At 68.3% G+C, this 23,820-nt stretch carries 24 protein-coding genes and 1 pseudogene; 16 read left to right on the top strand and 9 right to left on the bottom strand.

The window, feature by feature from the left end; genetic code table 11:
- The first annotated feature begins 39 nt into the window (after nucleotides 1–39).
- Entirely contained in the window at nucleotides 40–426 is a 387-nt protein-coding gene (locus tag ACFFII_RS01825; RefSeq protein ID WP_377697178.1) for an RrF2 family transcriptional regulator, read from the top strand.
- Between the two features lie 70 nt (nucleotides 427–496).
- Nucleotides 497–769, top strand: a complete 273-nt coding sequence (locus ACFFII_RS01820) for a DUF6522 family protein (RefSeq protein ID WP_377697177.1) — start codon at nucleotides 497–499, stop codon at nucleotides 767–769.
- A 420-nt stretch (nucleotides 770–1,189) separates the two neighbouring features.
- Here ACFFII_RS01820 and ACFFII_RS01815 read toward each other — a convergent pair whose 3' ends face one another.
- The gene (locus ACFFII_RS01815; protein WP_377697176.1) at nucleotides 1,190–2,209 is read right to left on the bottom strand and encodes a zinc ABC transporter substrate-binding protein; all 1,020 of its coding nucleotides are present in this window, start codon (nucleotides 2,207–2,209) and stop codon (nucleotides 1,190–1,192) included.
- 57 nt (nucleotides 2,210–2,266) lie between these two features.
- Between ACFFII_RS01815 and ACFFII_RS01810 the strand changes: the two genes are divergently transcribed.
- The 5 genes from ACFFII_RS01810 to ACFFII_RS01790 all read left to right on the top strand — a co-directional run bounded on the left by ACFFII_RS01810 (nucleotide 2,267) and on the right by ACFFII_RS01790 (nucleotide 5,798).
- Complete coding sequence (locus ACFFII_RS01810) at nucleotides 2,267–2,785, top strand: Fur family transcriptional regulator (RefSeq protein ID WP_377697175.1); 519 nt, start codon at nucleotides 2,267–2,269, stop codon at nucleotides 2,783–2,785.
- Entirely contained in the window at nucleotides 2,782–3,516 is a 735-nt protein-coding gene (locus ACFFII_RS01805; RefSeq protein WP_377697174.1) for an ATP-binding cassette domain-containing protein, read from the top strand. The genes ACFFII_RS01810 and ACFFII_RS01805 overlap by 4 nt, the downstream gene beginning before the upstream one ends.
- The gene (locus tag ACFFII_RS01800) at nucleotides 3,516–4,313 is read left to right on the top strand and encodes an iron chelate uptake ABC transporter family permease subunit (protein WP_377697173.1); all 798 of its coding nucleotides are present in this window, start codon (nucleotides 3,516–3,518) and stop codon (nucleotides 4,311–4,313) included. The genes ACFFII_RS01805 and ACFFII_RS01800 overlap by 1 nt, the downstream gene beginning before the upstream one ends.
- A gap of 137 nt (nucleotides 4,314–4,450) precedes the next feature.
- Complete coding sequence (locus ACFFII_RS01795; protein ID WP_377697172.1) at nucleotides 4,451–4,948, top strand: DUF421 domain-containing protein; 498 nt, start codon at nucleotides 4,451–4,453, stop codon at nucleotides 4,946–4,948.
- A gap of 631 nt (nucleotides 4,949–5,579) precedes the next feature.
- Nucleotides 5,580–5,798, top strand: a complete 219-nt coding sequence (locus ACFFII_RS01790; protein ID WP_377697171.1) for a DUF3072 domain-containing protein — start codon at nucleotides 5,580–5,582, stop codon at nucleotides 5,796–5,798.
- 69 nt (nucleotides 5,799–5,867) lie between these two features.
- Here the strand turns inward: ACFFII_RS01790 and ACFFII_RS01785 are convergent, their stop codons facing one another.
- The 3 genes from ACFFII_RS01785 to ACFFII_RS01775 all read right to left on the bottom strand — a co-directional run bounded on the left by ACFFII_RS01785 (nucleotide 5,868) and on the right by ACFFII_RS01775 (nucleotide 7,462).
- Nucleotides 5,868–6,953, bottom strand: a complete 1,086-nt coding sequence (locus tag ACFFII_RS01785; RefSeq protein ID WP_377697170.1) for a DUF4113 domain-containing protein — start codon at nucleotides 6,951–6,953, stop codon at nucleotides 5,868–5,870.
- Complete coding sequence (locus ACFFII_RS01780; RefSeq protein WP_377697228.1) at nucleotides 6,896–7,024, bottom strand: hypothetical protein; 129 nt, start codon at nucleotides 7,022–7,024, stop codon at nucleotides 6,896–6,898. The genes ACFFII_RS01785 and ACFFII_RS01780 overlap by 58 nt, the downstream gene beginning before the upstream one ends.
- A 213-nt stretch (nucleotides 7,025–7,237) precedes the next feature.
- Entirely contained in the window at nucleotides 7,238–7,462 is a 225-nt protein-coding gene (locus ACFFII_RS01775; RefSeq protein ID WP_377697169.1) for a LexA family protein, read from the bottom strand.
- A gap of 339 nt (nucleotides 7,463–7,801) precedes the next feature.
- Between ACFFII_RS01775 and ACFFII_RS01770 the strand changes: the two are divergent.
- The 4 genes and pseudogenes from ACFFII_RS01770 to ACFFII_RS01755 form a co-directional block, all read left to right on the top strand.
- A pseudogene (locus ACFFII_RS01770) lies at nucleotides 7,802–7,944 on the top strand (IS5/IS1182 family transposase); the annotation flags it as partial.
- Between the two features lie 48 nt (nucleotides 7,945–7,992).
- Nucleotides 7,993–9,795: a PHA/PHB synthase family protein gene (locus tag ACFFII_RS01765; protein WP_377697168.1), complete on the top strand. Its 1,803-nt coding sequence runs from the start codon at nucleotides 7,993–7,995 to the stop codon at nucleotides 9,793–9,795.
- An 85-nt stretch (nucleotides 9,796–9,880) separates the two neighbouring features.
- Nucleotides 9,881–11,311, top strand: a complete 1,431-nt coding sequence (locus ACFFII_RS01760) for a bifunctional enoyl-CoA hydratase/phosphate acetyltransferase (RefSeq protein WP_377697167.1) — start codon at nucleotides 9,881–9,883, stop codon at nucleotides 11,309–11,311.
- Nucleotides 11,308–12,531 carry an acetate/propionate family kinase gene (locus tag ACFFII_RS01755; protein WP_377697166.1) on the top strand — a complete coding sequence of 408 codons (1,224 nt, stop codon included), beginning with the start codon at nucleotides 11,308–11,310 and terminating at the stop codon, nucleotides 12,529–12,531. The genes ACFFII_RS01760 and ACFFII_RS01755 overlap by 4 nt, the downstream gene beginning before the upstream one ends.
- A gap of 291 nt (nucleotides 12,532–12,822) precedes the next feature.
- Here ACFFII_RS01755 and ACFFII_RS01750 read toward each other — a convergent pair whose 3' ends face one another.
- The 4 genes from ACFFII_RS01750 to ACFFII_RS01735 form a co-directional block, all read right to left on the bottom strand.
- Nucleotides 12,823–14,850 (bottom strand): heavy metal translocating P-type ATPase, encoded by a 2,028-nt coding sequence (locus ACFFII_RS01750; RefSeq protein ID WP_377697165.1) that lies wholly within the window; start codon nucleotides 14,848–14,850, stop codon nucleotides 12,823–12,825.
- A 438-nt stretch (nucleotides 14,851–15,288) separates the two neighbouring features.
- Nucleotides 15,289–15,702: a c-type cytochrome gene (locus ACFFII_RS01745; protein ID WP_377697164.1), complete on the bottom strand. Its 414-nt coding sequence runs from the start codon at nucleotides 15,700–15,702 to the stop codon at nucleotides 15,289–15,291.
- A 220-nt stretch (nucleotides 15,703–15,922) separates the two neighbouring features.
- Nucleotides 15,923–17,260 carry a sensor histidine kinase gene (locus ACFFII_RS01740; protein ID WP_377697163.1) on the bottom strand — a complete coding sequence of 446 codons (1,338 nt, stop codon included), beginning with the start codon at nucleotides 17,258–17,260 and terminating at the stop codon, nucleotides 15,923–15,925.
- The gene (locus ACFFII_RS01735) at nucleotides 17,257–17,919 is read right to left on the bottom strand and encodes a response regulator transcription factor (protein WP_377697162.1); all 663 of its coding nucleotides are present in this window, start codon (nucleotides 17,917–17,919) and stop codon (nucleotides 17,257–17,259) included. Before ACFFII_RS01735 ends, ACFFII_RS01740 begins: the two co-directional genes overlap by 4 nt.
- A gap of 159 nt (nucleotides 17,920–18,078) precedes the next feature.
- Here ACFFII_RS01735 and ACFFII_RS01730 point away from each other — a divergent pair, with 159 nt between their 5' ends.
- The 5 genes from ACFFII_RS01730 to ACFFII_RS01710 all read left to right on the top strand — a co-directional run bounded on the left by ACFFII_RS01730 (nucleotide 18,079) and on the right by ACFFII_RS01710 (nucleotide 22,893).
- Nucleotides 18,079–18,534, top strand: coding sequence for a PepSY domain-containing protein (locus ACFFII_RS01730; RefSeq protein WP_377697161.1), 456 nt, complete (start codon nucleotides 18,079–18,081; stop codon nucleotides 18,532–18,534).
- A 199-nt stretch (nucleotides 18,535–18,733) separates the two neighbouring features.
- On the top strand, nucleotides 18,734–19,081 hold the full coding sequence (locus ACFFII_RS01725) for a PepSY domain-containing protein (protein ID WP_377697160.1): 348 nt from the start codon (nucleotides 18,734–18,736) through the stop codon (nucleotides 19,079–19,081).
- 82 nt (nucleotides 19,082–19,163) lie between these two features.
- The gene (locus ACFFII_RS01720) at nucleotides 19,164–19,625 is read left to right on the top strand and encodes a DUF2271 domain-containing protein (RefSeq protein WP_377697159.1); all 462 of its coding nucleotides are present in this window, start codon (nucleotides 19,164–19,166) and stop codon (nucleotides 19,623–19,625) included.
- 9 nt (nucleotides 19,626–19,634) lie between these two features.
- On the top strand, nucleotides 19,635–21,842 hold the full coding sequence (locus ACFFII_RS01715; RefSeq protein ID WP_377697158.1) for a PepSY domain-containing protein: 2,208 nt from the start codon (nucleotides 19,635–19,637) through the stop codon (nucleotides 21,840–21,842).
- Entirely contained in the window at nucleotides 21,823–22,893 is a 1,071-nt protein-coding gene (locus ACFFII_RS01710; protein ID WP_377697157.1) for an FAD:protein FMN transferase, read from the top strand. The genes ACFFII_RS01715 and ACFFII_RS01710 overlap by 20 nt, the downstream gene beginning before the upstream one ends.
- A gap of 309 nt (nucleotides 22,894–23,202) precedes the next feature.
- On the opposite strand, the gene ACFFII_RS01705 is transcribed toward ACFFII_RS01710, so the two are convergent.
- On the bottom strand, nucleotides 23,203–23,817 hold the full coding sequence (locus ACFFII_RS01705) for an ABC-type transport auxiliary lipoprotein family protein (RefSeq protein ID WP_377697156.1): 615 nt from the start codon (nucleotides 23,815–23,817) through the stop codon (nucleotides 23,203–23,205).
- Nucleotides 23,818–23,820 lie beyond the last annotated feature (3 nt).

Here is a 23,820-nt window from a genome sequence, read left to right as displayed (position 1 = left end):
GTCGCGTTTCAGAATGGAATCCGCCACTATGGACTCCGCATGCTCATGCGCATGGCCAGCGAACCCGGCCGCGCCTTCTCGACCGCCGAACTGGCCGCGGAATTTGGTCTGCCCCGCAACCACGTGGCCAAGATTATTCAGCGGCTTGCCTACGGTGGTATCGTGCAGACGCGCCGCGGCGGAGGTGGGGGTGCGATGCTGGCGCAGTTGCCCACAGCGATCAGGCTGGGCGAGGTGGTCCGCCTGCTGGAGAAGGATCATGCGCTTGTCGAATGCTTCGGGCCGAGCGAGAGAAATTGCACAGTTATCGAATGCTGCCGGCTAAAGGCGCGCCTGCGATCGGCCGAGACGGCCTTTCTGGCCGATCTGGATCGCGCAACGCTGGCTGACGTCGCCCTTCCGCCACGGGATGCGGCGGCGGCTTGAGGAAGCGGAGACAACGACATGCTGGTTGGCACCATGTGCGCCACGGGCGCATACCAGTCGAGAGGAGCGAATGAATCAGGTTTCCCGGAATGCCGGCGACTTCATCGTTGAGGCCGAGCTTCTGGCCAAGGCGTTCGGACTTGATCCGACGCTGGTGCCTGGGCAGCTGCGGGCAAACGAGATCACCAGTCTGTGCGAAACCGGCATGGGCGAAGACGAAGGGCGCTGGCGGCTGACCTTTTATCGCAGTGGTCGGGCATTGCGGCTGACCGTGGATGGTGCGGGGACGATCCTGTCGCGAGCAACCTTTCCGGCACACCCGCCGCAGGCTCGTTCGACATGATCATGGGTCGCCGGTGCACCTCCCATGCCGGCTGGGCCAATCAAGATGGGAACGTGGAAAACTCTCAGGAGATATGGAAGAGCGTTCGAACACCGGCCGGAAGGCGAGCGCGGCGCTTGCAGTCAAGCGGCACGCGCAGGCGGCATCCGCCGGCTTCACGCTGGCCTTTCAGGGTACGATTCCGGGTGCCCTGACCGACATCTGCGTTCCTCCTCAGGATCAAGGTTCGGATGGAACGCGAGCTTCGGCTGTCGCCTCGTAGGGAGATTGCGGCTTCCGGTGACCCGAAAACCTCCGAAGACCCGGGCACTGTCAATTCCCGTCACAGCAGCCAGTAGCGTAGGGCGATACCCTCCCGGCTGCTGACATGGATTTTGTCGACGGTGCTTTCCTGTTCACGGCCGGAGTCCGAGAGGGCAGTTACTGCCCAAGGCAGTCCGCCAGCGTCGCCGCGAGATTGTGAATCAGCTGCGGGTAGAGCGTCGGCCCGGGCTCGAGGTCCGAGCCGAGAGGGTCGAGTACACCGCTCCGTGCCTCGGTGCCATCAAGCACCGTTTCGACAAGACGCGAAGAAAACTGCGGCTCGGACAGAACGCAGGAGATACCCAGCTCGGCCACGCGCGCCTGGATCTCGGCAATCCGCGCCGGGCTGGGATCGGCCGCATCGCTGAACGCGATCGCCCCGGAAGCAGGCAGGTCAAGGCTCGCTTCGAAATACTGATAGGCGTCGTGGAAGACGATGAAGTTGCGTTCGCGCACAGGCTCGAGCACGCCTCCGATTTCCTTCACCAGCGCCTCGAGTTCGGACCGGCCGGCGGCCGCGTTGGCCGAGTAGATGCTCGCGTTCTCCGGATCGATGGCCGACAGCTCGGCCGCAATGGCGTTCATCCAGACGGCGGCATTCTGGGGAGACAGCCAGGCGTGCGGGTCAAGGGCCCCATCGGCGTGAGCATCATCATGACTGGCACTGCTCTCCGCGTAATCCTTGTCCTCAGCCTGCTCGGCGGCGTGGTCGGCCTCGTGCGCGTGATCATCGTGACCGTGATCGACCGCCTCATCCTCTTCATGCGCATGCGCCTCGAACAGCGCGCCTTCGCGCACGTCGAGCCGGATCGTCCCCTCCACATCCACCAGCGTCGTCACCACGGCATCACCGGCCAGGGTCTCAACCGCATCGCTCAGCCAGGGTGTAAGGGCCGGGCTGACCCAGAACACCAGATCGGCCTCCTGGAGCGCTCCCGCCTCGGAGGGGCGCAAGCTGTACTCATGGGGCGAGGCGCCCGGAGCCACGATAAGGGCAGGAGTGCCGACACCCTCCATGACGTGGGCCACGAGTGAATGCACGGGAGCGATGTCGACCGCCACGTTCGGAACATCTGCAACTGCAGTGCCCGCGAAAAGTGCTGCAAGGAGCGACAGCGGCAGAAGGTTTCTGGACATCAAGGCCTCGTGTGTGACAGCATAACATCACGTGCTCGGTAGATGAAATGAAATAACATGACAAGTGGCGTCTCGAAGTTACCTTGCCAGGATGAGCGGCCTCTCGGATTCACTCGCCACGATCATGACCGGTGCGCCGAGGACGCGATGGCTGCCGCCGAGGCGCAATGTGCCGCGGGGAACCTCCGCTTCACGCCCGTGCGGCGAAGGGTGCTGGAGATCCTTCTGCAGGAGCATCGTGCGGTTGGCGCCTACGACATGCTTGACCGCCTGCGGGAGGGCGGCTTCGGCTCGCAGCCACAGGTCGCCTATCGCGCGCTGGACTTCCTGGTCGCGCACGGCTTTGCCCACAAGATCGAGCGCTTGAACGCCTTCATCGCCTGCACCCATCCCGGCCAGGCCCATGCACCCGCCTTCATGATCTGCCGGCTCTGCGACACGGTTGCAGAAGCACAATCCACGCCGGCCAAGGGCGCGCTTGAGGCCGCGGCACGTGCCGCCGGGTTTCGGATCGAGAGCACGATTGTCGAGGTCGAAGGTGTCTGCCCTGCCTGCGCGGGGAAGCCCGACGCATGAGCCTGATCACGGTCGAAGACCTGAGCATCCGATACGGGGCACACACGGTGCTGTCGCATGTCAACCTTCGGGTCGAGACAAGCGAGATCGTGACCATCGTGGGGCCCAACGGATCGGGAAAAACGAGCCTCCTGCGCGCGATCATTGGTGCCGCCCCCCCGGCCGGCGGCAGGATCGTTCGCGCGCCGGGCCTCAGGATCGGCTATGTGCCCCAGCGGCTGCATGTCGATCCCACCCTGCCGATCACGGTTGAACGCTTCCTGCGCCTCGCGGGCGGTGTCTCCGCCGCGACAGGGGCCGAGGCTCTGCAGGAGGCTGGCGTGCCGGGCATCTCCGGGCAGCAGATGTCGCAGCTTTCGGGAGGCCAGTTCCAGCGGGTTCTGCTGGCGCGTGCCCTGATCGACAAGCCCGACATCCTTCTTCTGGACGAAGCGACCCAGGGGCTCGACCAGCCCGGCTCGGCCGCGTTCTATCGTCAGATCGAAGCGGTGCGCCGCACCACGGGTTGCGCCGTGCTGATGGTCAGCCACGAGCTTCACGTGGTGATGAGTGCCTCGGACCGCGTGATCTGTCTCAACGGCCATGTCTGTTGCGAGGGCACGCCCGCCGTCGTCGCCTCGGCCCCGGAATATCGCGCGCTCTTCGGCACCGGGACCGGCGGCGCCCTGGCGCTCTACCGGCACGACCATGACCACCACCACGATCACGACCAGATGGAACGGACCGGCTGATGCTTGAGGATTTCATGACCCGTGCAACGCTGGCCGGCATCGGGGTCGCGCTCGCTGCGGCGCCCTTGGGTTGCTTCGTGGTCTGGCGGCGGATGGCCTATTTCGGCGATGCCACGGCGCATGCGGCAATCCTGGGTGTGGCACTGTCTCTGGCGCTGTCGATCTCGGTCTTTGCCGGTGCAATGGCGGTCGCGCTGATGATGGCTCTGACGGCCAGCGTGTTGTCAGGTCGCGGGTATGCGATGGACACGCTTCTTGGGGTGCTGGCCCATTCCGCGCTGGCCTTCGGCCTGGTGGCGGTATCGTTCCTGTCCGGTGTCCGGATCGACCTGATGGCTTATCTGTTCGGGGACATTCTGGCCGTATCGCGCTCAGATCTGGTAATCATCTGGGGCGGTGCCGCACTGGTGATAGCCCTGATCGGCTGGCGCTGGTCGCCGCTCTTGACGGCAACGCTGAACGAGGATCTCGCCTATGCCAGCGGGATGGACCCCAAGCGCGAACAGCTGGTGTTGACGCTGTCGCTGGCCATCGCTGTCGCCGTTGCGATCAAGGTTGTGGGCGTTCTCCTTATCGTGGCCCTCCTCATCATCCCTGCGGCCGCGGCGCGGCCGCTGTCGCGCACGCCTGAACAAATGGCGCTGTTCGCCGCAGGAATAGGCGCGCTGTCGGCGGTTGTCGGCCTGCGTGCGGCCTACATGCTCGATACCCCCGCAGGGCCATCGATCGTCTGTGTGGCGGCACTCGTCTTCGCCGCGACCAGCATCGTTGGCGCGGCAAGATCTGCAGGCGCATGACGGATGGCCGGACAGCGCGGATGGGACGGATGTCATCTGCCAACAAAGCCTGAGTCAGGAAGGAGCAGGAGCCCGGGAAGGAACCCGCAGACACAATCGAGGATTGAGCAGCTTCAACTACATGAAGGTCCCACGGCATGTTCCAGCTCGAAACCCCGCTCCTTGAACTGATCGTGCGCGGCGCGTTCCTGTTCGTCCTGTTCATGGTGCTGTTCCGCGTCATGCCCCGGCGGACCGGCGGCGAGCTTGCGCCTATGGACCTGGTATTTCTGCTGCTGATCACCGAAGCGGCGTCCCACGCGCTAGGAGACTACAGTTCACTGGCGGACGGGACGGTGCAGATCGTGACGATGCTGGTGTTGAACTACGTGACCAACCGTCTGTCGTTCCATTTCCGCTGGTTCGAGCGGATGGCCGAACATGAGCCGTTGCAGGTTATCAAGAATGGTCAGACGATCCCGCGCCACATGCGCAGGGAAGCGCTGACACCCGATGAACTGATAAGCCACCTGCGCCTGAACGGCATCGATGATGTCTCACGCGTCAAGTCGGCCCATGTAGAAGGCGACGGCCGGCTGAGCGTTGTCAAGATGGACGAGGCGGCAACACAGGCGGGAGTATCTCTCATTCGCTAACTCATGCTTTTCGGAAAGCGGAGCGGGGAGGGCGCAGCCCTGCCCGCGGCCGCGCCCGAGACTGTCAAGGGGTCGGGAAGGCGGGGTAGTGCGGCCCGCCTAGACAACGATGCCCAAACGGGCGGCGCTTGCCCCCTTACCGGCTTGAGCGGGGATGCGTGGCGGACAAGCAAACAAAAAGGCATCGGATGGGGCGAACGGGCGTAAGCCCGTCGATCCCCCAGAACGGTAGACAGATCATCGTAGCCCGCGCTGCGCGGGCCTCTCGTATCTTCTTCTTTCCGAAACGTGATGGCAGCGAGGCCGGAAGGGCAGACAGCTATGCCTGTGCATCACGGACAGCCTGACCAGACCTCCGATACTCGGAGGTTTCCGGTCCGTTAAACGTTATCATGAGATTTCAGGCCTTGCACTTCAAGACAGATGCTTGCTCGATCCCTGGGGTCTCGCGCGGACCTGCTTCGGCCCCATGCCGCCCCTCCCAAGGTCGGGTCGGTCCGCGGCTGGACAACCCGACAATCCACAAGCCATTATCAGCCGTATGGGCTGAGGTCAGGCGCAACTCATGGACTGAAGGAACTCGGCCCTGCATGGCGGGTTCTCAGAAACCACCACCAGAGGCGAGCGCGTCATGGCCGACAAGGACCCCAAGGCCCATCCCACCGACAATGCCGAGAAGGATCCCGACGCCTGGGTCAGTGGCGACGATCCGATGACCGGAGCGCAAGCGTCCTATCTCAAGACGCTGAGCGAGCAGGCGGATGATCCGGACGCTTATGACGAAACCATCAGCAAGGCCGAGGCCTCGAAGCGCATCGACGCGCTGAAGGCCCGACTGAACATGGACTGAGCGGGTGGCCGTTGCTGCGCCGCTCGCATCGTCCTTCCGGATCTGCTGAGCAGGCCTCGGGCCCTGCCGCTAGACCTGTATGGACGGCAGATCGCTGGTCCGGGTGGTGTGGCGGGGCGAACGGTGATCGGCGCGCAGGCGCCACTTACCTCCGAAGGCTTCGCATCCCAGCACGACCGTCTTCTTGCCAAAGCGGTCGTTCAGTGCATCGAGCGCATCCATCAGCCTGGCATCCCGAGGTCGATCGGGCGAGAACAGCAACTCCGGCCGGTCCCGCTCGGCCACAAGATTATCGAGAATGACGCCCACCTTGGTGTAGGCGCAGCCGTTGCCTGTGGGATCGCCCTTCCAGGCCCGGCGGGCTGCGCTGACAGCTGTCCACCAGATCGAAGCTGTTGTGTGACATGGCAGCGGCCGCACGCTGCGCGAGGCGGAATGCTGCGCCCGCTCCCGCTTGTGCGGGTTGGTGTGGAAAAACACGGTCAGCGTTCCGGCGACTAGGCCGTGCTGGCGCAGCTTCTCGGCTGCGCGGGTGGCATGAGCCGTGATCGCTTGGGCCAGCACGTCCAAGCGCGTCATGGGCGTGCCCGCGGAGCGGGTCACGGCCATGCCCTTGCGCTCCGGGACCATGTCCTCGAAATCAATGCAGGCGATGCCGCGCAGTTCGACCACCAGGCGCTCCAAGACAACCGTGCCGATCTTGGGTTCCAGCGGCGGGGCCATGGCGCGCAGCGCCGCCGCGGTCCTGATGCCTTGGACTGTCAGCCTCGCCTCCGTGGCCGGCCCGACGCCCCAGATCTCCCCAATGGGGATGCGCCCCATCACGTAGTCCCGCACGGCCGGATCCATCAGGTTGCAGACGCCGGCGAAGATCGGGTTCTTCTTGGCGGCGAAGTTCGCCAGCTTGGCAAGGGTCCTGGTGGGGCCGACGCCCACGCGGGCGGGGATGCCGGTCTCGACCCGGACCGCCCGCCGCATTTGCACCGCCTGATCCTCCATCCGGGCACCAAAGCCCGAGAGGTCCACGAAGGTCTCGTTAATCGAATACACGTCGAGCCGCGGCGAGTAGTTGTGCCGCACCTCGACCACGCGCCGGCTTATGTCGCCATAAAGCGTGTAGTTGGAGGACAGGGCCTTGACCCCGTGGCGCTGCATGAGGTCCGGATCTTGAACACCGGCGCTCCCATCCTGATCCCGAGGGCCTTGGCTTCCTCGGAGCGGGCGATGGCGCAGCCATCATTGTTCGACAGGACAATGACGGGGATGCCACGCAGCGAGGATCGAACAGCCGCTCGCAGGACACATAGAAGTTGTTGCAGTAGATCAGGGCAATTGGTTGGCCAGACGCTGGCAGCATGGTCCTATTCGACCGGCAGGCGGCGCACGACGCCGGCCACCACCCCCTAGATCTCGGTCGTCTCGGTGACCGTGATAGACCCCTAGACGTCGCAGCGAGCGCGCGGGCCCAGAAACCAAGCCCCGTTCCTCTTGGCGAGCTTCTTGACGGTAATCTGGCCGTCCACCACCGCCAGGACAATGCGCCCGCTGCGGCGCCGTCCGGCCCGCTCCACCGCGATCAGGTCGCCATCGAGGATGCCTTCGGCCTCCAGGCTGTCACCGGAGACGCCCCACCAGAAGGTCGCGTGCTCGTGGCGGACGACCATTTCATCGGGTCAACTGTCTCCTCCAGGTCATCGGCCGCCGGCGACGGAAAGCCTGCGGGCACCCGGACTGCGGCCAGAGGCACGTCGCAGCCGATCAGCGTGACGTTCAGGCGGTGAAGATGCAATGACATGGCCCGAGAACAAGACGAGAATATCGCGCATAGTTCCCAACTGCTCCCGTTTGCCAAGGCCGTGAGGAAGGGAAAAGAAGAAGCCCCGTCGAGGCGGGGCCAGGTTTCCCTCGGTGTATCGAAGAAAGGTCAGACTTCTGTTCGTGGTCTTGCAAAGGCACAAGGGTGCGATGACGCCCGGGTTCCTATTTCGACAAGGTCTCGGGGGAGAGACTACCGGCGTCGCAACAGGATCGAGATCATGTTCGGTCGCTTGAAAGACTGCGGCGCGTAGCCAACTGCTATGACAGGTGCCCGAAGGTTTCTTTCTTGGCCGTCGCCCTCGCCGCCACCGTCATGTTCTGGTTATGAAGACAACGGGCCCTGAGCCTAGGATCATCAGCAACACGGGTCGGAAACATGAACGAGATACCTTCCAGAGACAGGGCAGCCCTGCACCTGCCCGAGCCGATGGAACGGCCCGGCGCCTCCGACGCCGACGAGATGCCCGAAGCCTTCCGGGCGCTGAACCGGATGCAGGCGGCGGCGGCCAGCCGGATCACCGGGGGGCTGTCCCCGGTCGGGCTGTCGCTGGCCGTCATGGACTGGTGGATGCATCTGGCAATGGCGCCGGGCAAGCAGATGCAGCTGGCGCAGAAGGCCCTGCGCAAGACCGCCCGGCTGGGGATGCACGCGGCGGCGGTCGCCGGCGGCGCCGAAGCCGCGCCGAGCATCGAGCCCCTGCCGGGCGACAACCGCTTCCGGGCCGAGGTCTGGCGGCAGCCGCCCTTCTCGGTCTGGGCGCAGGCCTTCCTGCTGAACCAGCAGTGGTGGCACCAGGCGACCCATGATGTCCCCGGTGTGGCGCCGCATCACGAGGATGTCGTGTCCTTCACCACGCGTCAGATCCTCGACGTCTTCTCTCCCTCGAACAGCCCATTCACCAACCCCGAGGTCATCGCCCGCACCATCGAGACGGGCGGGCAGAACTTCGTCCAGGGATGGCGCAACTGGCTGGACGATTCGCAGCGCATCCTGCTGAAGCAACCGCCCGTGGGGACCGAGGGCTTCCGCGTGGGCGAGGATGTCGCCGCCACCCCGGGCAAGGTCGTCTATCGCAACCACCTGATCGAGCTGATCCAGTATGCGCCGACGACCGAAAAGGTGATGGCCGAGCCGGTGCTGATCGTCCCGGCCTGGATCATGAAATACTACATCCTCGATCTCTCGCCGCAGAACTCGCTGATCCGGCATCTGGTCGCGACGGGGCATACGGTCTTCTGCGTCTCGTGGCGCAATCCCTCGGCCGAGGACCGCGACCTGTCGATGGACGATTACCGCCGGATGGGGGTGATGGCCGCGCTGGACACGGTCGTGGACATCGTGCCGGGGGCGCGCATCCATGCCACGGGCTATTGCCTTGGGGGCACGCTGCTGGCGATCGCGGCCGCCGCGATGGGCACGGGCGGGGACGGGCGGCTCGCCTCGGTGACGCTGTTCGCGGCGCAGACGGATTTCACCGAGCCGGGGGAACTCGCGCGCTTCATCGACCACAGCCAGCTGCGGGTGATGGAAGGGATGATGTGGGACCAGGGCTATCTGGCGGCCGACCAGATGGCGGGGGCCTTCCAGCTTCTGCGGTCCAACGACCTGATCTGGTCGCGGCTGGTCAAGGACTACATGACCGGCCAGCGGACGCCGATGACGGACCTGATGGCCTGGAACGCGGATGCCACGCACATGCCCTATCGGATGCACAGCGAATATCTGCAGCGGCTGTATCTCGACAACGAACTGGCGGCCGGGCGCTTCGTCGTCGATGGGCGCCCCGCGGCGCTGCAGAACATCCGCGTGCCGCTGTTCGTCGTGGGCACCGAGCGGGACCATGTCGCGCCCTGGCGGTCGGTCTACAAGATCCACTATCTCGCCGACACCGACGTGACCTTCCTGCTGACGAGCGGCGGGCACAATGCGGGGATCGTCAGCCCGCCCGGCCATCCGCGCCGGCATTATCGACTGGCCCGGCAGCGCAAGGACGACCATGTCGTCGGGACCGAGGACTGGCTTGCGGCGGCACCGACGAAGCCCGGCTCGTGGTGGCCGGAATGGATCGCCTGGCTCGATGCGAACTCGACCTCCGAGCGGGTGGCGCCCCCGGCCCTGGGCGGCCCGGGCCATCCCCCGATCATGGATGCCCCCGGCAGCTACGTCCTGCAGCGCTGACGCGGGAGCCCTGCCGGGGCAGGGACCGACCCTTGACGCGGGGCAGGAAGCCCGCTCGACTGGCTCCCGCCACGGAAAGGATGCCATGCCCGACAGAAAGCCGATGATCGCCGACGGCCTGACGGCCCTTGAAAACAGGACCTTCGACGAGATCGCCCTTGGCGACGGCGCGTCGATGACGCGCAGGCTGACGGTGGACGACATCCGGCTGCTGGCGGCGCTGACCGGCTTTGACGGGGGCGACGCGCTCGACCCCGACGCGGCGGCGGAAGCGCATCTGGCCGAGAGGCTCAGCCACGGGATGCTGGGCAGCGCCCTGATGGCCGCGGTGCTCGGCACCCGCCTGCCGGGGCCGGGCGCGACCCATCTGGGACAGGAACTGGCCTTCCGCGCGCCCATCCGCGCCGGCGACACCCTTGCCACAAGCGTCGAGGTGGTGGAACGCGACCCGGCCTCGCGCCGGCTGCGCCTGTCCTGCCGCTGCATCAACCAGGATGGCACCGTCGTCATCGACGGCCATGCCGACCTGATCGCCCCCGCCGAAAAGCGCCGCTGGCAGCGCACGACCCTGCCCGAGGTCCGGCTGGCCCAGACGGCCAACGGCGGGGCCACGCGGCTGCTCGACCTCGTGCGCGGGCTGGACGCGGTGCAGGCGGCGGCGGTGCATCCCTGCGACGCGCTCAGCCTGTCGGCGGTGATCGACGCGCGGGACGCGGGGCTGATCCACCCGGTGCTGGTGGCCCCGCGCGCCCGCCTGGAAACCGTGGCGGCCGAGGCGGGGCTGGACCTGTCCGGCATCGCCATCGAGGACGTCCCCCACAGCCACGCGGCAGCCGAGCGGTCGGTCGAGCTTGCCGCCGGGGGCCGGGTCGAGCTGCTGGTCAAGGGCAGCCTGCATACCGACGAGCTGATGGGCGCGGTGATCTCCGCCAAGGGAGGGCTGCGGACCAAGCGCCGGGTCACGCATTGCTTCGTGATGCAGACGCCCGCCTATCCGCGCCCCTTCATCATCACCGACGCGGCGGTGAACATCGCGCCCACACTGGCGGAAAAGGCCGATATCGTCCGCAACGCGGTCGATCTGGCCCATGCGATGGGGGTCGAGACGCCGGGGGTGGCGATCCTCGCCGCGGTCGAGACGATCTCGCCCAACATGCCCGCCACGCTGGACGCGGCGGCGCTGTGCAAGATGGCCGACCGGGGCCAGATCGCGGGGGCGGTGCTTGACGGGCCGCTGGCCTTCGACAACGCCGTCTCGGCGGCGGCCGCGCAGGTCAAGGGGATCGTCTCGCCGGTGGCGGGGCGGGCGGACATCCTTGTCGTGCCCGACCTGGAAAGCGGCAACATGCTGGCCAAGCAGCTTGAATATCTGGGCGGCGCGGATACCGCCGGCATCGCGCTGGGGGCCAGGGTGCCCATCGTGCTGACCAGCCGCGCCGATGCCCGCGACACCCGGCTCGCCTCCTGCGCGCTGGCGGTGATGCTGGCGCATCGCTACCGGACCAGCCCGCCATGAGCGATGCGGACGACCTGATCCTTGTCCTCAACTGCGGCTCGTCCAGCATCAAGTTCGCGCTGTTCGAGCGGCGGCAGCCCGTCGCCCGCAGGCCGCTGTGGAACGGCAAGGTGGACGGGATCACCGGGCCCGCGCCGAGTTTCGGCGAGACGGGCGTTCCCCCCGCGCCGGTCGCCCTGGACCCGGCCGTGCCCTATACCGCCGCGCTCGCTCATATCGGCGCCCGCATCGACAAGCGCCGCGGCACCCGCGCCATCGGAGCGATCGGGCACCGGATCGTCCACGGCGGCGCGCGCTACTTCGAGCCCGTGCGCGTCGATGCCGAGGTTCTGGCCGACCTGCGCGGCTATATCCCGCTCGCCCCCCTGCACCAGCCCTTCGCGCTCGAGGCGGTCGAGCAACTGCTGGCGCAGCGCCCGGGCGTGCCGCAGGTGGCCTGCTTCGACACCGCCTTCCACCACACCGTCCCGGCGGTCGAGCAGATGCTGCCGCTGCCCCGCGCCTTTTGGGACCGAGGCGTGCGCCGCTACGGCTTTCACGGCCTGTCCTATGAATACCAGTCGATTGCATTGCCCGAGCGCCACGGCGAACTGGCGCGGGGCCGGGTGATCGTCGCCCATCTGGGCAGCGGCGCCAGCCTGTGCGGCATGATCGGGCTGGAAAGCGTGGCGACCACGATGGGCTTTTCGGCGCTGGAAGGGCTGATGATGGGCAGCCGCAGTGGCAGCATCGACCCCGGCGCGCTGCTGTACCTGATGCAGACCGAGAAGCTTTCGCCCGAGGAACTGGGCCAGCTTCTTTACCACGACTCAGGCCTGCGGGGGGTCTCCGGCATCTCGTCGGACCCCCGCGTCCTGCTTGCGCGAGAGCAGGAGGAGGACGCCGCCCGCGACGCGCTGGCGCTTTACGTGCGCCGAGCGGTGCGCGAGATCGGGTCGGTGACAGCGGCTCTCGGCGGGCTGGACCTCCTGGTCTTCACCGCGGGCATAGGCGAGCACAATGCCACGATCCGGGCGCGGATCTGCGAAGGGCTGGGCTTCCTGGGCGTGGCGCTGGACCCGCAGGCGAATTTGGACAACGCCCCGGTGATCTCCTCGGCCGCAAGCCAGATCACCGTGGGGGTCGAGCCGACCAACGAGGAATGGATCGCAGCATCCCGCAGCGACGAGGTCTTGCGAGCCCCCGAACGGGCTGGCAGGGAAACTGCGACGGTCTGCTGAGAAGTGGGGAAGGTTCAGCCAGCCTGTCTGCCCGCAACGCGTCAGCCGTGGCCGATGAGATCACGTTCCGGCTTTGTCGGACTAGGTATCTCGACCTTGCTACAGATGCCCCATCACTGGTCATGGCTCAGATCGGTGACGGAGGTGGAATACAGCGCCAAACACCTGCGGCTGGAAGCACGGAACGGACTGGTTCAGTCGGACCGTGGAGGCTGAGAAGGCGCTCCTCAGGCTGCATCGGGCGAAGCGTGTGTCGAGGCAAGGTCTGCCTCGCCCCTTCCGGCCGTCAGGTCATTCCGGGGTGACTTCGGCCTTGCCGAACTCCGGCCGTTGATCCTCCTGGACCCTCCTTCCGGCAGGTGGCTTCGCCGTGGCCGGCGCCTGCGGGGCAGGGGCAAGCGGGCGCCCGCGCGGCGCCTGTTTCTCTCCCGCCTGCCGGATCGGGTCCGAGAGCAGGCGCAACCCGTTGAGCACCACCAGCACGGTGCCGCCCTCGTGGCCGATGACGGCCAGGGGCAGGGGCAGGTCGAAGAACAGCCCGCCGGTGACCAGCAGGATCATGGCCCCAAGGGCAAAGGTCAGGTTCTGGCGGATGATCCGGGCGGTGCGGCGGGACAAGCGGTGGGCATGGGCGAGCCGTTCGAGGTCTTCGGACAGCAGCGCCACATCGGCGGCCTGCAGCGCGACCTCGGAGCCCGCCGCGCCCATGGCGATGCCCACGTCGGCGCGGGCCAATGCTGCCGCATCGTTCACCCCGTCGCCAACGAAGGCCAGCCGGCCCCGGTCCGCCAGCGCTGCCACGGCCCGCACCTTGTCGTCCGGCAGCATCGCGGCATGGGTGTCCTCGGGGCGCAGGCCCAGTTCCGCGCCGATCCGCAGGGCGACGGGCGGCCGGTCCCCGGTCATCATCACGATCCGTCCCACCCCGCCCGCCCGCAGCGCAGCCAGCGCGGGGGCAGCGCTGGCGCGGGCCTCGTCGGCCACGGTGACCGCGCCCAGCAGCTGCGGTCCCCGGCCAAGATAGACCAGCGTCTGCGCCCCCGCATCCAGCGCGGCGAGCGCCGGGTGGCCGATGTCGGCGCCCATCTCGGCCGCGAGATAGGGGTTGCCGGCCCAGATTTCGCCCGTGGGATCGGTCCCGACGATGCCTTTGCCGGGACGGTTGACGGTATCCGCGACCGGCGCGGGCGTGATCCCCCGCGCCTTCGCCGCGCGGCGGATCGCACCGGCAATGTGATGCTCGGACTGCGCCTCGATCCCGGCGAGGCGCGACAGGAACCCGGCCTCGTCGCCGTCGAGCGCCACGACCTGTGTAACCGTCGCCCGGCCGGTGGTCAGGGTGCCGGTCTTGTCGAAGGCGAATGTCTCGACCGCGGCCAGCATCTCCAGCGCGGCCCCGCCCTTGAACAGAACGCCGCCGCGCGCCGCCGCCGACAGCGCCGACAGGATCGCCGCCGGGACCGAGATGACGATGGCGCAGGGGCTGGCCGCGACCAGCAGCGTCGCCGCCTTGTAAAGCGCCCCGTCCCAGTCGTGGCCCAGCCAGCGGAAGGCGGCAAAGGCAAGCGCCGCGCCGACCAGCACCGCAATGGTATAGCGCTGGCCGAACCATGTGCTGAACCGCTCGTAGGGCGCCTTGGCGGCCTGCGCCTCGGTCACCAGCCGGATCATGCGGGCGATGGTGCTGTCGCCCACCCCGTGCGTCACGGTGACGTCCAGAACGCCGTCGAGGTTCACCGTGCCCTCGAAGACCGGATCGCCCGGCGCCTTGGACACGGGCATGGATTCGCCGGTGATATGGGCCTCGTCCACGCCGCCCCGGCCTTGGGCGACCACCCCGTCCGCGGGCACGCGGGCGCCGGGGCGCAGGACCACGGCATCGCCCGCGACGAGATCGGCGGCGGGCACCTCGGCGACCGTGCCCTCCGGTCCCCGGCGCAGCGCGGTTTCGGGACGCAGGGCCATCAGCGCCTCGATCGCGCGGCGGGCGCGGCCGAGCGCGCGCTTCTCCAGCGTGCTGGAAAGGCTGAAGAGCGTCAGCAGCACCGCCCCCTCGAAGGGCGCGCCCACGGCCGCCGCGGCCAGCGCCGCCACCACCATCAGCAGGTCGATGTCGAGCACATGCTCGCGCCACAGCGACCCCAGCGCGCGGGTGGCCGCCGGGACCCCGCCGGCCAGATAGACCAGCGCGAGACCGGGGGCGACGAGAAAGCCGAAGCGCCCGTCCCCCAGCCACAGCCCCGCCGCTGCCAGGGCCAGCCCCAGCACCGCCGCAAGCGACAGCGCGAGCGAGAGATCGAAGAACAAGAAACGTTTCACAGTGGGCGCCTTTCCTGTCAGATCTTACAGTATCCCGGCACCAAGCGATGGAAATCCAGCCCTATCCGTTCGGAAGAGATCGCAGTATCCCGCCTCGACCAGGTGCTGCGGAGTGCCGATGAGCAGACGCCGTAGCAAGATCAGCTGTGACAGTCTGCTGTGGAAAGAGGAAAGTTCAGGTCGGCAAATCTCTACGCCAGAAAACGGTTGCCCCAACTCGATCCAAGTGGGGTTTGTGGGGCGGCGTTTCTCTCTGATCGGTTAGCTGACACGCAATCTGGATAGTGTCCCCGCATGGAAGCCAAGGGCCCGCTCTGCCGAATGCCAAGGAAACTTGGGGGAGCTGACTCCTGAACGAATGCGGAGCATCAGAGCGAGCCGGCGAGCGCAAGAAGCAACAGGGAAATGCGCACCTCCCCACCGCAAATTCCGCGTCTGTTACTCTACCTGGAGAGTTTCAAGATACTCGACCAATTCCACGAGTTTCATGGAAGTCTCCACTTTCCTTCCGTCTCCCGCATCATACATCATTGGGGGGCCATTCAGAACGTCGGCAAATTGGGGCATGTCACGGTCGCTGCTTCCCATCGTGTGACCATTGATTTTGCCCATGACCTGCAGCTTTGGGAAGATCTGACCATTTCTCCTAGCGATCATGGTAAGATCAGTGGGTGCCGGCGTCAAACTGGGGGCTGCAGGACCGTCGCCCTTACCTGTGGCCCCGTGGCAGTCTGCACAATAGGTCACGAAGTATTCACGGCCTCTATCGTGGCCGCGTTCAGGCGTGCAGGCACCGAGGAGGGTAGTCGCTGCCACCACGGCACAGACGGTGGTGCTCGTTCTTCCGATCATGACTGGCTTCCTCTCCGATTGGTGACCTGCCGCGCACGGACAGGATGCCCGAATGTCTGCGAACTGCCAGCTCGTTAAGCCGAGGGTGCACCCAAGTCCATCCTCTCGATCGGGAGGGTATCACCCGATCCTTAAGCGCGCCTGGCGAAACAGCGTGTGTCGCCTCTGAGAGATCAAGAGATGAGGAACGCTTCATGACCGCCATCGTCCTCCACGGAACTTACCGCAACCCGGCGGGGCTTGTCCAAAACCTAGCCTCGAAGCCGTCAGCCCGCCCCTCTGCCGGAGAGATCAGCTCGAGCGTCCCGCCGGTGCCGTCGGCGATCGCTTGGGCGATGGCCAGCCCCAGCCCGCTGCCCTGCGCCTCGGTCGCGCCGCGCTCGAAGGGGCGGGTGAGGCGCCCGAGCCGGTCGGCGGGGACCACCGGCCCCGCGTTGACCACCCGCAGCAGGCCCGCGGGGGACAGCGACACCTGGGCGGGGGCGTCCCGGTCGCCGTGCCGCAGCGCGTTCTCGATCAGGTTGCGGGCGAGGATCGCGAGGGCGTCGGGGTCGATGGAGGAGGGCACGCCCCCATCAGGCAAGGCCAGTTCGATCCGGCTGCCGTTGTCGCGGGTCATGTCGGCCACCACCATCCGCAGGACCGCCGCGAGATCGACGGGCGCCTCGGCCTGCAGTCGCCCGCCCTCGGCGCGGGCCAGTTGTATCAGCTTCTCAGACAGCCGCGCCAGCCGCTGCAGGGCGATCTCGACCTCGCGGGCGCGGGCGCGGGTGGCCTCGTCGGGCGCCTCGAGCACCAGCCGCTGCACCTGGGCCAGCGCCCCCGCGACCGGCGTCCGCAGCTCATGCGCGGAATTGGCGGTGAAGCTGCGCTCGGCCTGAAGCGCCCGGCGCAGGCGGTCGAGCAGGTGGTTCACCGCCCGCGCGTTCGGCCGGAACTCGGAGGGCAGCCCCTCGTCCGGGATGGGCGAGAGGTCGCCCCGGCCCCGCGCCTCGATGCCTTCCCGAAAGCGCCGGATCGGGGCCATGGCGGCGCGGACGGCGGCCCAGACCCCCAGAAGGCTGGCCGGCACGATCAGCGTGAGCGGCAGCGCCAGCCCGGCCAGCGCCTTGCGCGCGGCGGCATGGCGGTGGGCCAGCGGCTCGGCCACGGAGATGGTGATCGTGCCCTGCAGGGCGCTGTCCGAATAGATGCGATGGGTGGGCGTGGTGGTGAAGCCCATGCCGGTGACAGGCGGGAAGACCGCCGGATCGGCCCGGTGCGAATGCAGCAGCACCCGACCCTCGGCATCCCGCACGACATAGGTCAGAAGCTCCTCATGCGCGCGCAGCGTGGTCACGCCCTGCCTGGGGCTGTCCTCCTCGTCCCGCCCGATGATGTCGCGCACGGCGAGCGGCAGCAGGCGCTGGCCGGCTTCCTCCAGCGCGCTGTCGAAGACCGCGTTCATCTCGTCGCGCAACTGCCCGGCCGTCAGGGCCGCGGCCAGCGTCCACAGCACAGCCGCCCCCAGCGTCAGCCACAGCGACAGCCGGCCCTGGAGGCTGGCCGGCCGCCTCACCGCCCGTCCCCGAGCCGGTAGCCCATGCCGCGCAGGGTCTCGACCGCGCCCGCGCCCAGCTTCTTGCGAAGGCGGCTGACATGGACCTCGATGGTGTTGCTCTCGACCTCGGCGCCGAAGGCATAAAGCCGGTCTTCCAGCTGCGCCTTCGAGATCACCTGCCCGGGCCGCTGCACCAGCGCCTCGAACAGCGCCCATTCCCGCTGGGTCAGGTCCACCCGGCCGCCGCCGCGCAGCACCCTGCGGGCTGCCAGATCGACCTGCAGATCGCCCAAGTTCACCAGCGGGTTCGGGTTGCCGCAGTAGCGCCGGGCCACGGCCGCGAGCCGCGCGGAAAGCTCGGCCAGGTCGAAGGGCTTGGTCAGGTAGTCGTCCGCCCCCGCGTTCAGCCCCTCGATCCGGTCCGAGATCTGGTCGAGCGCGGTCAGGATGATCACCGGGGTCACGTCGCCGCGCCGCCGCAACTCGCGCAGGAAGGCGATGCCGCGCCCGTCGGGCAGCATCAGATCCAGCAGCACAAGGTCATAGGGCGCGGCGTCCAGATGCTCGGCCGCGCGGTCGAGCCGCCCGACCCAGTCGGTCGAATGCCCCTCGGCGGCGATGTGGTCCCGCACGGCCGCGCCCAGGATCGTGTCATCCTCGACCAGAAGGATTCGCATGTGGCCCCCGTCCTGACGCCTGTGGTCTGCCACGGCTGTTTCCCTGATCAACCTGTCGTCATCCTGACGGCAGGGCCATGGGCGCTTAAGCTGGCTGTCAGGATGATGTGCGATCAGTCGGGGCAGATGATGCCTGAACAAGGACAGGGGGCAAATGCGATGAAAAAGCACATGCTGCTGGGTGCCTTGCTTGCTGCCCTTGCCGCAGCGGGCCCCGCCCATGCCGATGACGACGACTGCGAGGTGCCGATGGCGCGGTGGCAGCCGCGCGAGGCGGTGCAGCAGGCTGTCCGGGACCGGGGCTGGCAGGTCGAGCGGATCAGGATCGACGATGGCTGCTACGAGATCCGGGGGACCGACGCGCAGGGGGCGGGCTTCAAGGCCAAGCTCGACCCGGCGACGCTGGAGGTCGTCGAGATGAAGCGCCGGGATCGCGATCGCGAGGATCGGCGTCACGATGACGACGATGACGATGACGATGACGATGACCGCCGGAGCGGGCGCGGGCAACGCGAAGGGCAGCGTGACATCCCGCGCACGCCTGCGCCGGCCCCGCTGCCGCCGCCCGGCGGCCTTCTGGGCAACGGCGCCCCGCCGGCCGCCACGGTGAGATGATCCCGCGCCACTGCCTCGGCCTGCCCGCTTGAGCCGCCTGAGTCCATTTCCGTCAAGCCACCGGCCCGGCCCTGAAAAGGCCGGGTCCTTTCGTTGCTGACGGGAAGCTGACGGATCTTTTCGCTCCGGTTCAGCAGCCCGTCAGCGTCACGGCGCAGACTCGCATCATCCGAAAACCGCAACACGGGAGTAACCAGCGATGAAACGGATGCTTGCGACCCTTGCCATCATGGCCGCGCTGCCGGCCGGCGCCGTCCTGGCCGATGATGACTGCCCCGCCTCGCCCGACCGGGCGCAGTCCTGGGACGCGGTGGTGCAGCTTGCCCGCGACTATGACTGGACCATCACCTCGATGGAGATGGACGACGGCTGCTACGAGCTTCGGGTGACCGATGTCGGCGGCAACAGCATCAAGGCCGAGGTCGATCCCGCGACGCTGCAGGTCATCGAGGCGAAGCTGGGGCACAGCGGGCGCGACGGGAAGGCGCCTGCCCCCGAGGCCCCGGCAGCGGCCCCCGCCGCGACGGCATCCGCGCCCGCGAACTGAGCCCGCCTCTCCCCGGTGCCTGCCGCCCCCCTTGGCGGCGCCGGGGAAAGCCCGCCCGCATCTCCCCGAAAGGAGCCCGACCATGAAGCCTCTTGCCGCAGTCCTTGCCCTCTCGACCGCCCTGACCCTTCCCGCCCTTGCCTTTGCGCGGCCCGTGACGCTGACCGTCACGCTGAACAATTATGGCGGCGACGGGGCCTATCTGGCGCTTTACGTCACCGATCCGCAGGGCGCCTATGCCGGCAGCCTGTGGATGGCCGGGGGCAAGTCGAAATATTATGACTCCCTCTCGGGCTGGTATCGCGCGACCGGCGGCGACACCCGGCAGGTGGACGGGATCACCGGGGCCAGCGTCGGCGCCGGCCGCACGCTGGAAATCACGCTGGACCTGGCCGATGCGCTGTTCGACGCGGGCCATACCCTGCATGTCGATGCCGCCGTCGAGGACATGCGCGACAGCCCGAACGAGGTGGCCCTGCCGCTGACGGCGGCCGGGGCCAGCGCCCCGGGCTCGCGCTACATCGCCAGCGTCTCCTATCGCTGAGGGGGCGCCATGATCCGCGCAATCCATCGCTGGCCGGGGATCGCCGCCGCGCTGCTGCTGGTCGTGCTGGCGCTGTCCGGGGCGACGCTGTCGCTTTATCCGGTGGCCGAGCGGCTGGCCGCGCCCCGGGCGGAAGCCGGGCTGTCCGTGGCCGACCTGGCCGCGCGCATCGCCGCCAGCCATCCGGGGCTGGAACAGATCCGCCGCGCGCCCTCGGGGCAGGTCACCGCCTACTGGTTCGACGGCGGCACACCGCGGGCGGCGGTCATCGACCCGGCGACGGGGCGGGACGCCGGCTCGGCCGATCCCGACCCGCTGCGGCGCTGGCTGACGAACCTGCACCGCTCGCTGTTCCTTGGCGACGCTGGACGCATCGCGGCGGCGCTTGGCGCGGCGGCGATGCTGGTGCTGGCGCTGTCGGGCGCCGCGCTGGTCGCGCGCCGGACAGGCGGCTGGCGGCGCTGGTTCGCGCGGCTGCGCGGACCGCTGGCCGGGCGGCTGCATGTCGAGATCGCGCGGATCGCGGTCGCGGGCCTGCTGCTCTCCTCGGCCACGGCGCTGTGGATGACGGCCTCGACCTTCGAGCTGCTGCCGGACGAAGGCGGAACGCCTGCCTTTCCCGCAGGGGTCAGCGGCAGGACCGGCATGGACCTGGGCGCGATGGCGGCCTTGAAGGAACTGCCCGCGGCCGAGTTGCGCAGCCTGTCGCTGGCCGATCCGGGCGATCCGACGGATGCTCATACCCTCAGGACCGCGCGGGGCACGGGCTATCTGGACCAGGGCAGCGGCGAACTGCTGGCCTGGGCCGATCTTTCGGGCTGGGGCCGCCTGTCCGAGACGATCTTCATGCTGCACACGGGGCAGGGCGCGGCGGTCTGGGGCTTCTTGCTGGGCCTGATGGCGCTGGGGGTGCCGGCGATGGCCGGCACGGGCCTCGCCCTGTGGCTGTCCGCGCGCCGCGCCCGGCCGCGCATCCGGGGCAGTGCTCCGCCCGGCCGGGCCGAAACGGTCCTGCTGGTCGGCAGCGAGGGCGGCTCGACCTGGGGCTTTGCCGCCACGCTGCACGCCGCCCTGACCGAGACAGGTCAGCGCGTCCATGTCGCGCCGATGGCGGGCTTTGACCCTGCACGTTACCCTCGGGCCCTGCGCTTCATCATCCTTGCCGCGACCTATGGCGAGGGCTGCGCCCCGGCCTCGGCCAAGGGGTTCCTCGACCGGCTGGCGCGGCTGGACCGCGCGCCCGAGGCGCCGCTTGCCGTGCTGGGCTTCGGCGACCGCAGCTTTCCCGCCTTCTGCGCTTATGCCAAGGAGGTCGCGGCAGCCACAGCGGCAAAGGGCTGGCCGCAGCTTCTGGCCTTCGCAACCATCGACCGCCAGTCGCCGCAGGAGTTCGCCCGCTGGGGCCGGGCGCTTGGCGCGGCGCTGGGGATCGGGCTGGAACTGCTGCACCAGCCGGTGGTGCCCGCAACCGAGGCGCTCACGCTGGTCTCGCGCCGCGACTACGGGGCCGAGGTGCAGGCCCCGACCGCGATCCTGCGCTTTTCCCCGCCGGCCCTGACGATGTGGCAGCGGCTGATGGGGCGGGGCTTCGCGCGCTGGCAGGCGGGCGACCTGCTGGGCGTCCTGCCCGAGGGCTCGCCCGTGCCGCGCTTCTATTCGCTGGCCTCCGGTTCGCGCGACGGATTTGTCGAGATCGTGGTCCGCAAGCAGCCGGGCGGGCTCTGCTCGGGGCAGCTAGCTGAACTGCGGCCCGGCGGAACCGTGGGGGCATTCCTGCGCCGCAATCCGGGCTTCCGGGCGGGCCGGGGTCGCGCGCCCCTGATCCTGATCGGCGCGGGCACGGGGATCGGGCCGCTCGCGGGCTTTATCCGCGCCAATGCGCGCCGCCGTCCGGTGCATCTATTCTTCGGCCTGCGCCACCCGGACAGCGACTTCCTGTATCGCGAGGAACTGGCGGAGTGGCAGGCAAGCGGGCGCCTCTCCAGCCTTGTCACGGCCAACTCCCGCGGCGAGCGCCCGCATCATGTCCAGGACGCCCTGCGGCTCGAGGCCGCCGCCGTCGCCCGCCTGATCCGAAAGGGCGCGCGGGTGATGGTCTGCGGCGGGCGCGGGATGGCGGCGGGCGTCGGCGCCGCGCTGGACGAGATCCTCGCCCCCGCCGGGCTGACGCCGGCGCTGCTGAAAGCCGAGGGACGCTATGTCGAAGACATCTACTGACCCGACCCGCCATGCGCTGAACGGCCCCACCATGGGCAGCCGCTGGTCGGCACTGTTCTTTGCGGATGGTCGCGATCCGGCCCCGGTCCATCAGGCGCTGCAGGAGGCGGTCGAGGAGATCGACGCCCAGATGTCCACCTGGCGGCCCGATAGCGACCTGATACGGCTGAACGCGGCGCCGGTCGGGGAATGGGTGCCCGTGCCCGCGCATCTCATGACCGTTCTGCGGCTGGGGCTGGAGATCGGCCGCGCCTCGGGCGGGGCCTTCGACATTGGCATGGGCGATGCGGTGACGGCCTGGGGCTTCGGCCCCGCCCCGGCGGACACGGAGCGGATCGCGCAGGCGCTGGCCGTCCCGCGCCGGCCCGCGCATGAGGTGCTGGAGCTTGACCCCGCCGCCTGTCAGGTGCGGAAGGGTGCCCCCATCACGCTGGACCTGAACGGCATCGCCAAGGGCTATGGCGTGGACCGGCTGGCCGGGACGCTGCGGCGCTTTGGCATCAACGCGGGACTGGTGGGAATTGATGGCGAGATGCGGGCGCTGGGGCTGCGCCCGGACGGCTCGCCTTGGGCCCTGGCGATCGAGGCGCCCGATCCCGCCCGCCGCTCGGCCCATTCCGTGCTGGCGCTGCAGGATGCGGCAGTGGCGACCTCGGGCGATTACCGCCACCGGGTCCGGGCAGGGGGGCGGGAGCTGTCCCATACCATGGACCCGCGGCGCGGCGCGCCGTTGCCCGCCCCGCCCGCCTCTGTCACCGTGGTCGCGCAGAGTTGCGCCGAGGCCGATGCCTGGGCCAGCGCGCTGATGGTGCTGGGTGAGGCGGAGGGCGCGGCCCTCGTCCGCCGCCACGGTCTCGATGCGCTGTTCCTGCTGCGCGACGGACAGGTACTTCAGCCCGTCGCGGCAGGGTGGCTGTTCAGTTCACCGGTCGATGTATTAGCTGGCCCTTATCCAGGTGCGGACGACCCTGACGGTTCGAGCACAAGGGCGGCGCTGCAGTGCCAGTGCAGTACCGGCAGTGCCCCTGCCTATGCATTCCCTGCACGGTGAATCTCTAAGGCTTGCCAGTCCTCCTCTGGGGACCGGGCAGGGTAGCTTCCGAATGCACACGCGGGCAACCACCAGGCCAAACGGAAAAGACACAGGTCAAGCAGACAGAGCATATTGCATTCCACCGGTCTGAGAGACCTTTCAGAACCTAGGCCGAACACTCGGAATGTCCTTGTTCGCAGGTCGGCCGGATCTCGGTCTGGTTCTACCATGGCAAATTGCAGCAGTCTTGACGGGAAAACCCGTGCAGGGCCGACCATGAGCCTACCGGCGGCACGTGCCGCTATTCGCCGGGGAACTAGAGGCGGCTCAGACAGTCACAACCCAAGCCGCCGCCTGTGGCAGCACATGATTCATGACCGCCTGAAAGGCCGCAACGACAGCAGCGGCGCTGTCGTCCGTCGCTACCGCCGAACCGGTGAAGCTGCGCGAGGCGATCAGGCTCTGGTCCGCATCGTTGAGCAGGGTCAGTGCGATCTCCACCCGTGCGACGAGGTTGCCGGCCGGGTCGGCCTCAGCCTGGAAGGCATCGATGCGGGCCAGCAGCACGCGGTCGGCCACAGGGCCGTTCTCGACCTGACCGACATAACCCATCCTTCCCGTGCCGGAGATCGAGCGGATCAGGAGCGACTGGATCAGCAGCGGGGCCTCGGCGCTCCAGCGGGCGCGCGGAAGATGGGCGATCGAGCTCGGATCGGGCTTGACGACGATGCGGTCGGTGGCGATCGCCGAGGGAGCCTCGGGGCGGGCCACGACCAGCGTCCGTGAGGAGCCTTGCCGCCCCGGCGCACCCGCAGCGGGGGTCAGGTCGAAGGTATCAAGCGCCCTGCCTCCGCCGCCGATCGCCGTCAGCGCGGCGCAGCCGCTCAGCATCGTCAGCGCGCCCGTCAGGGTCGCGCGGCGGGACAGGGGGCGCAAGTTCATCGT

Origin of the sequence: Paracoccus niistensis (assembly GCF_042432925.1) — a bacterium.
GTDB lineage: Bacteria > Pseudomonadota > Alphaproteobacteria > Rhodobacterales > Rhodobacteraceae > Paracoccus > Paracoccus niistensis.
Note: the sequence above shows the minus strand (reverse complement) of the source record. Positions and strands in the feature narration are given on the sequence as shown.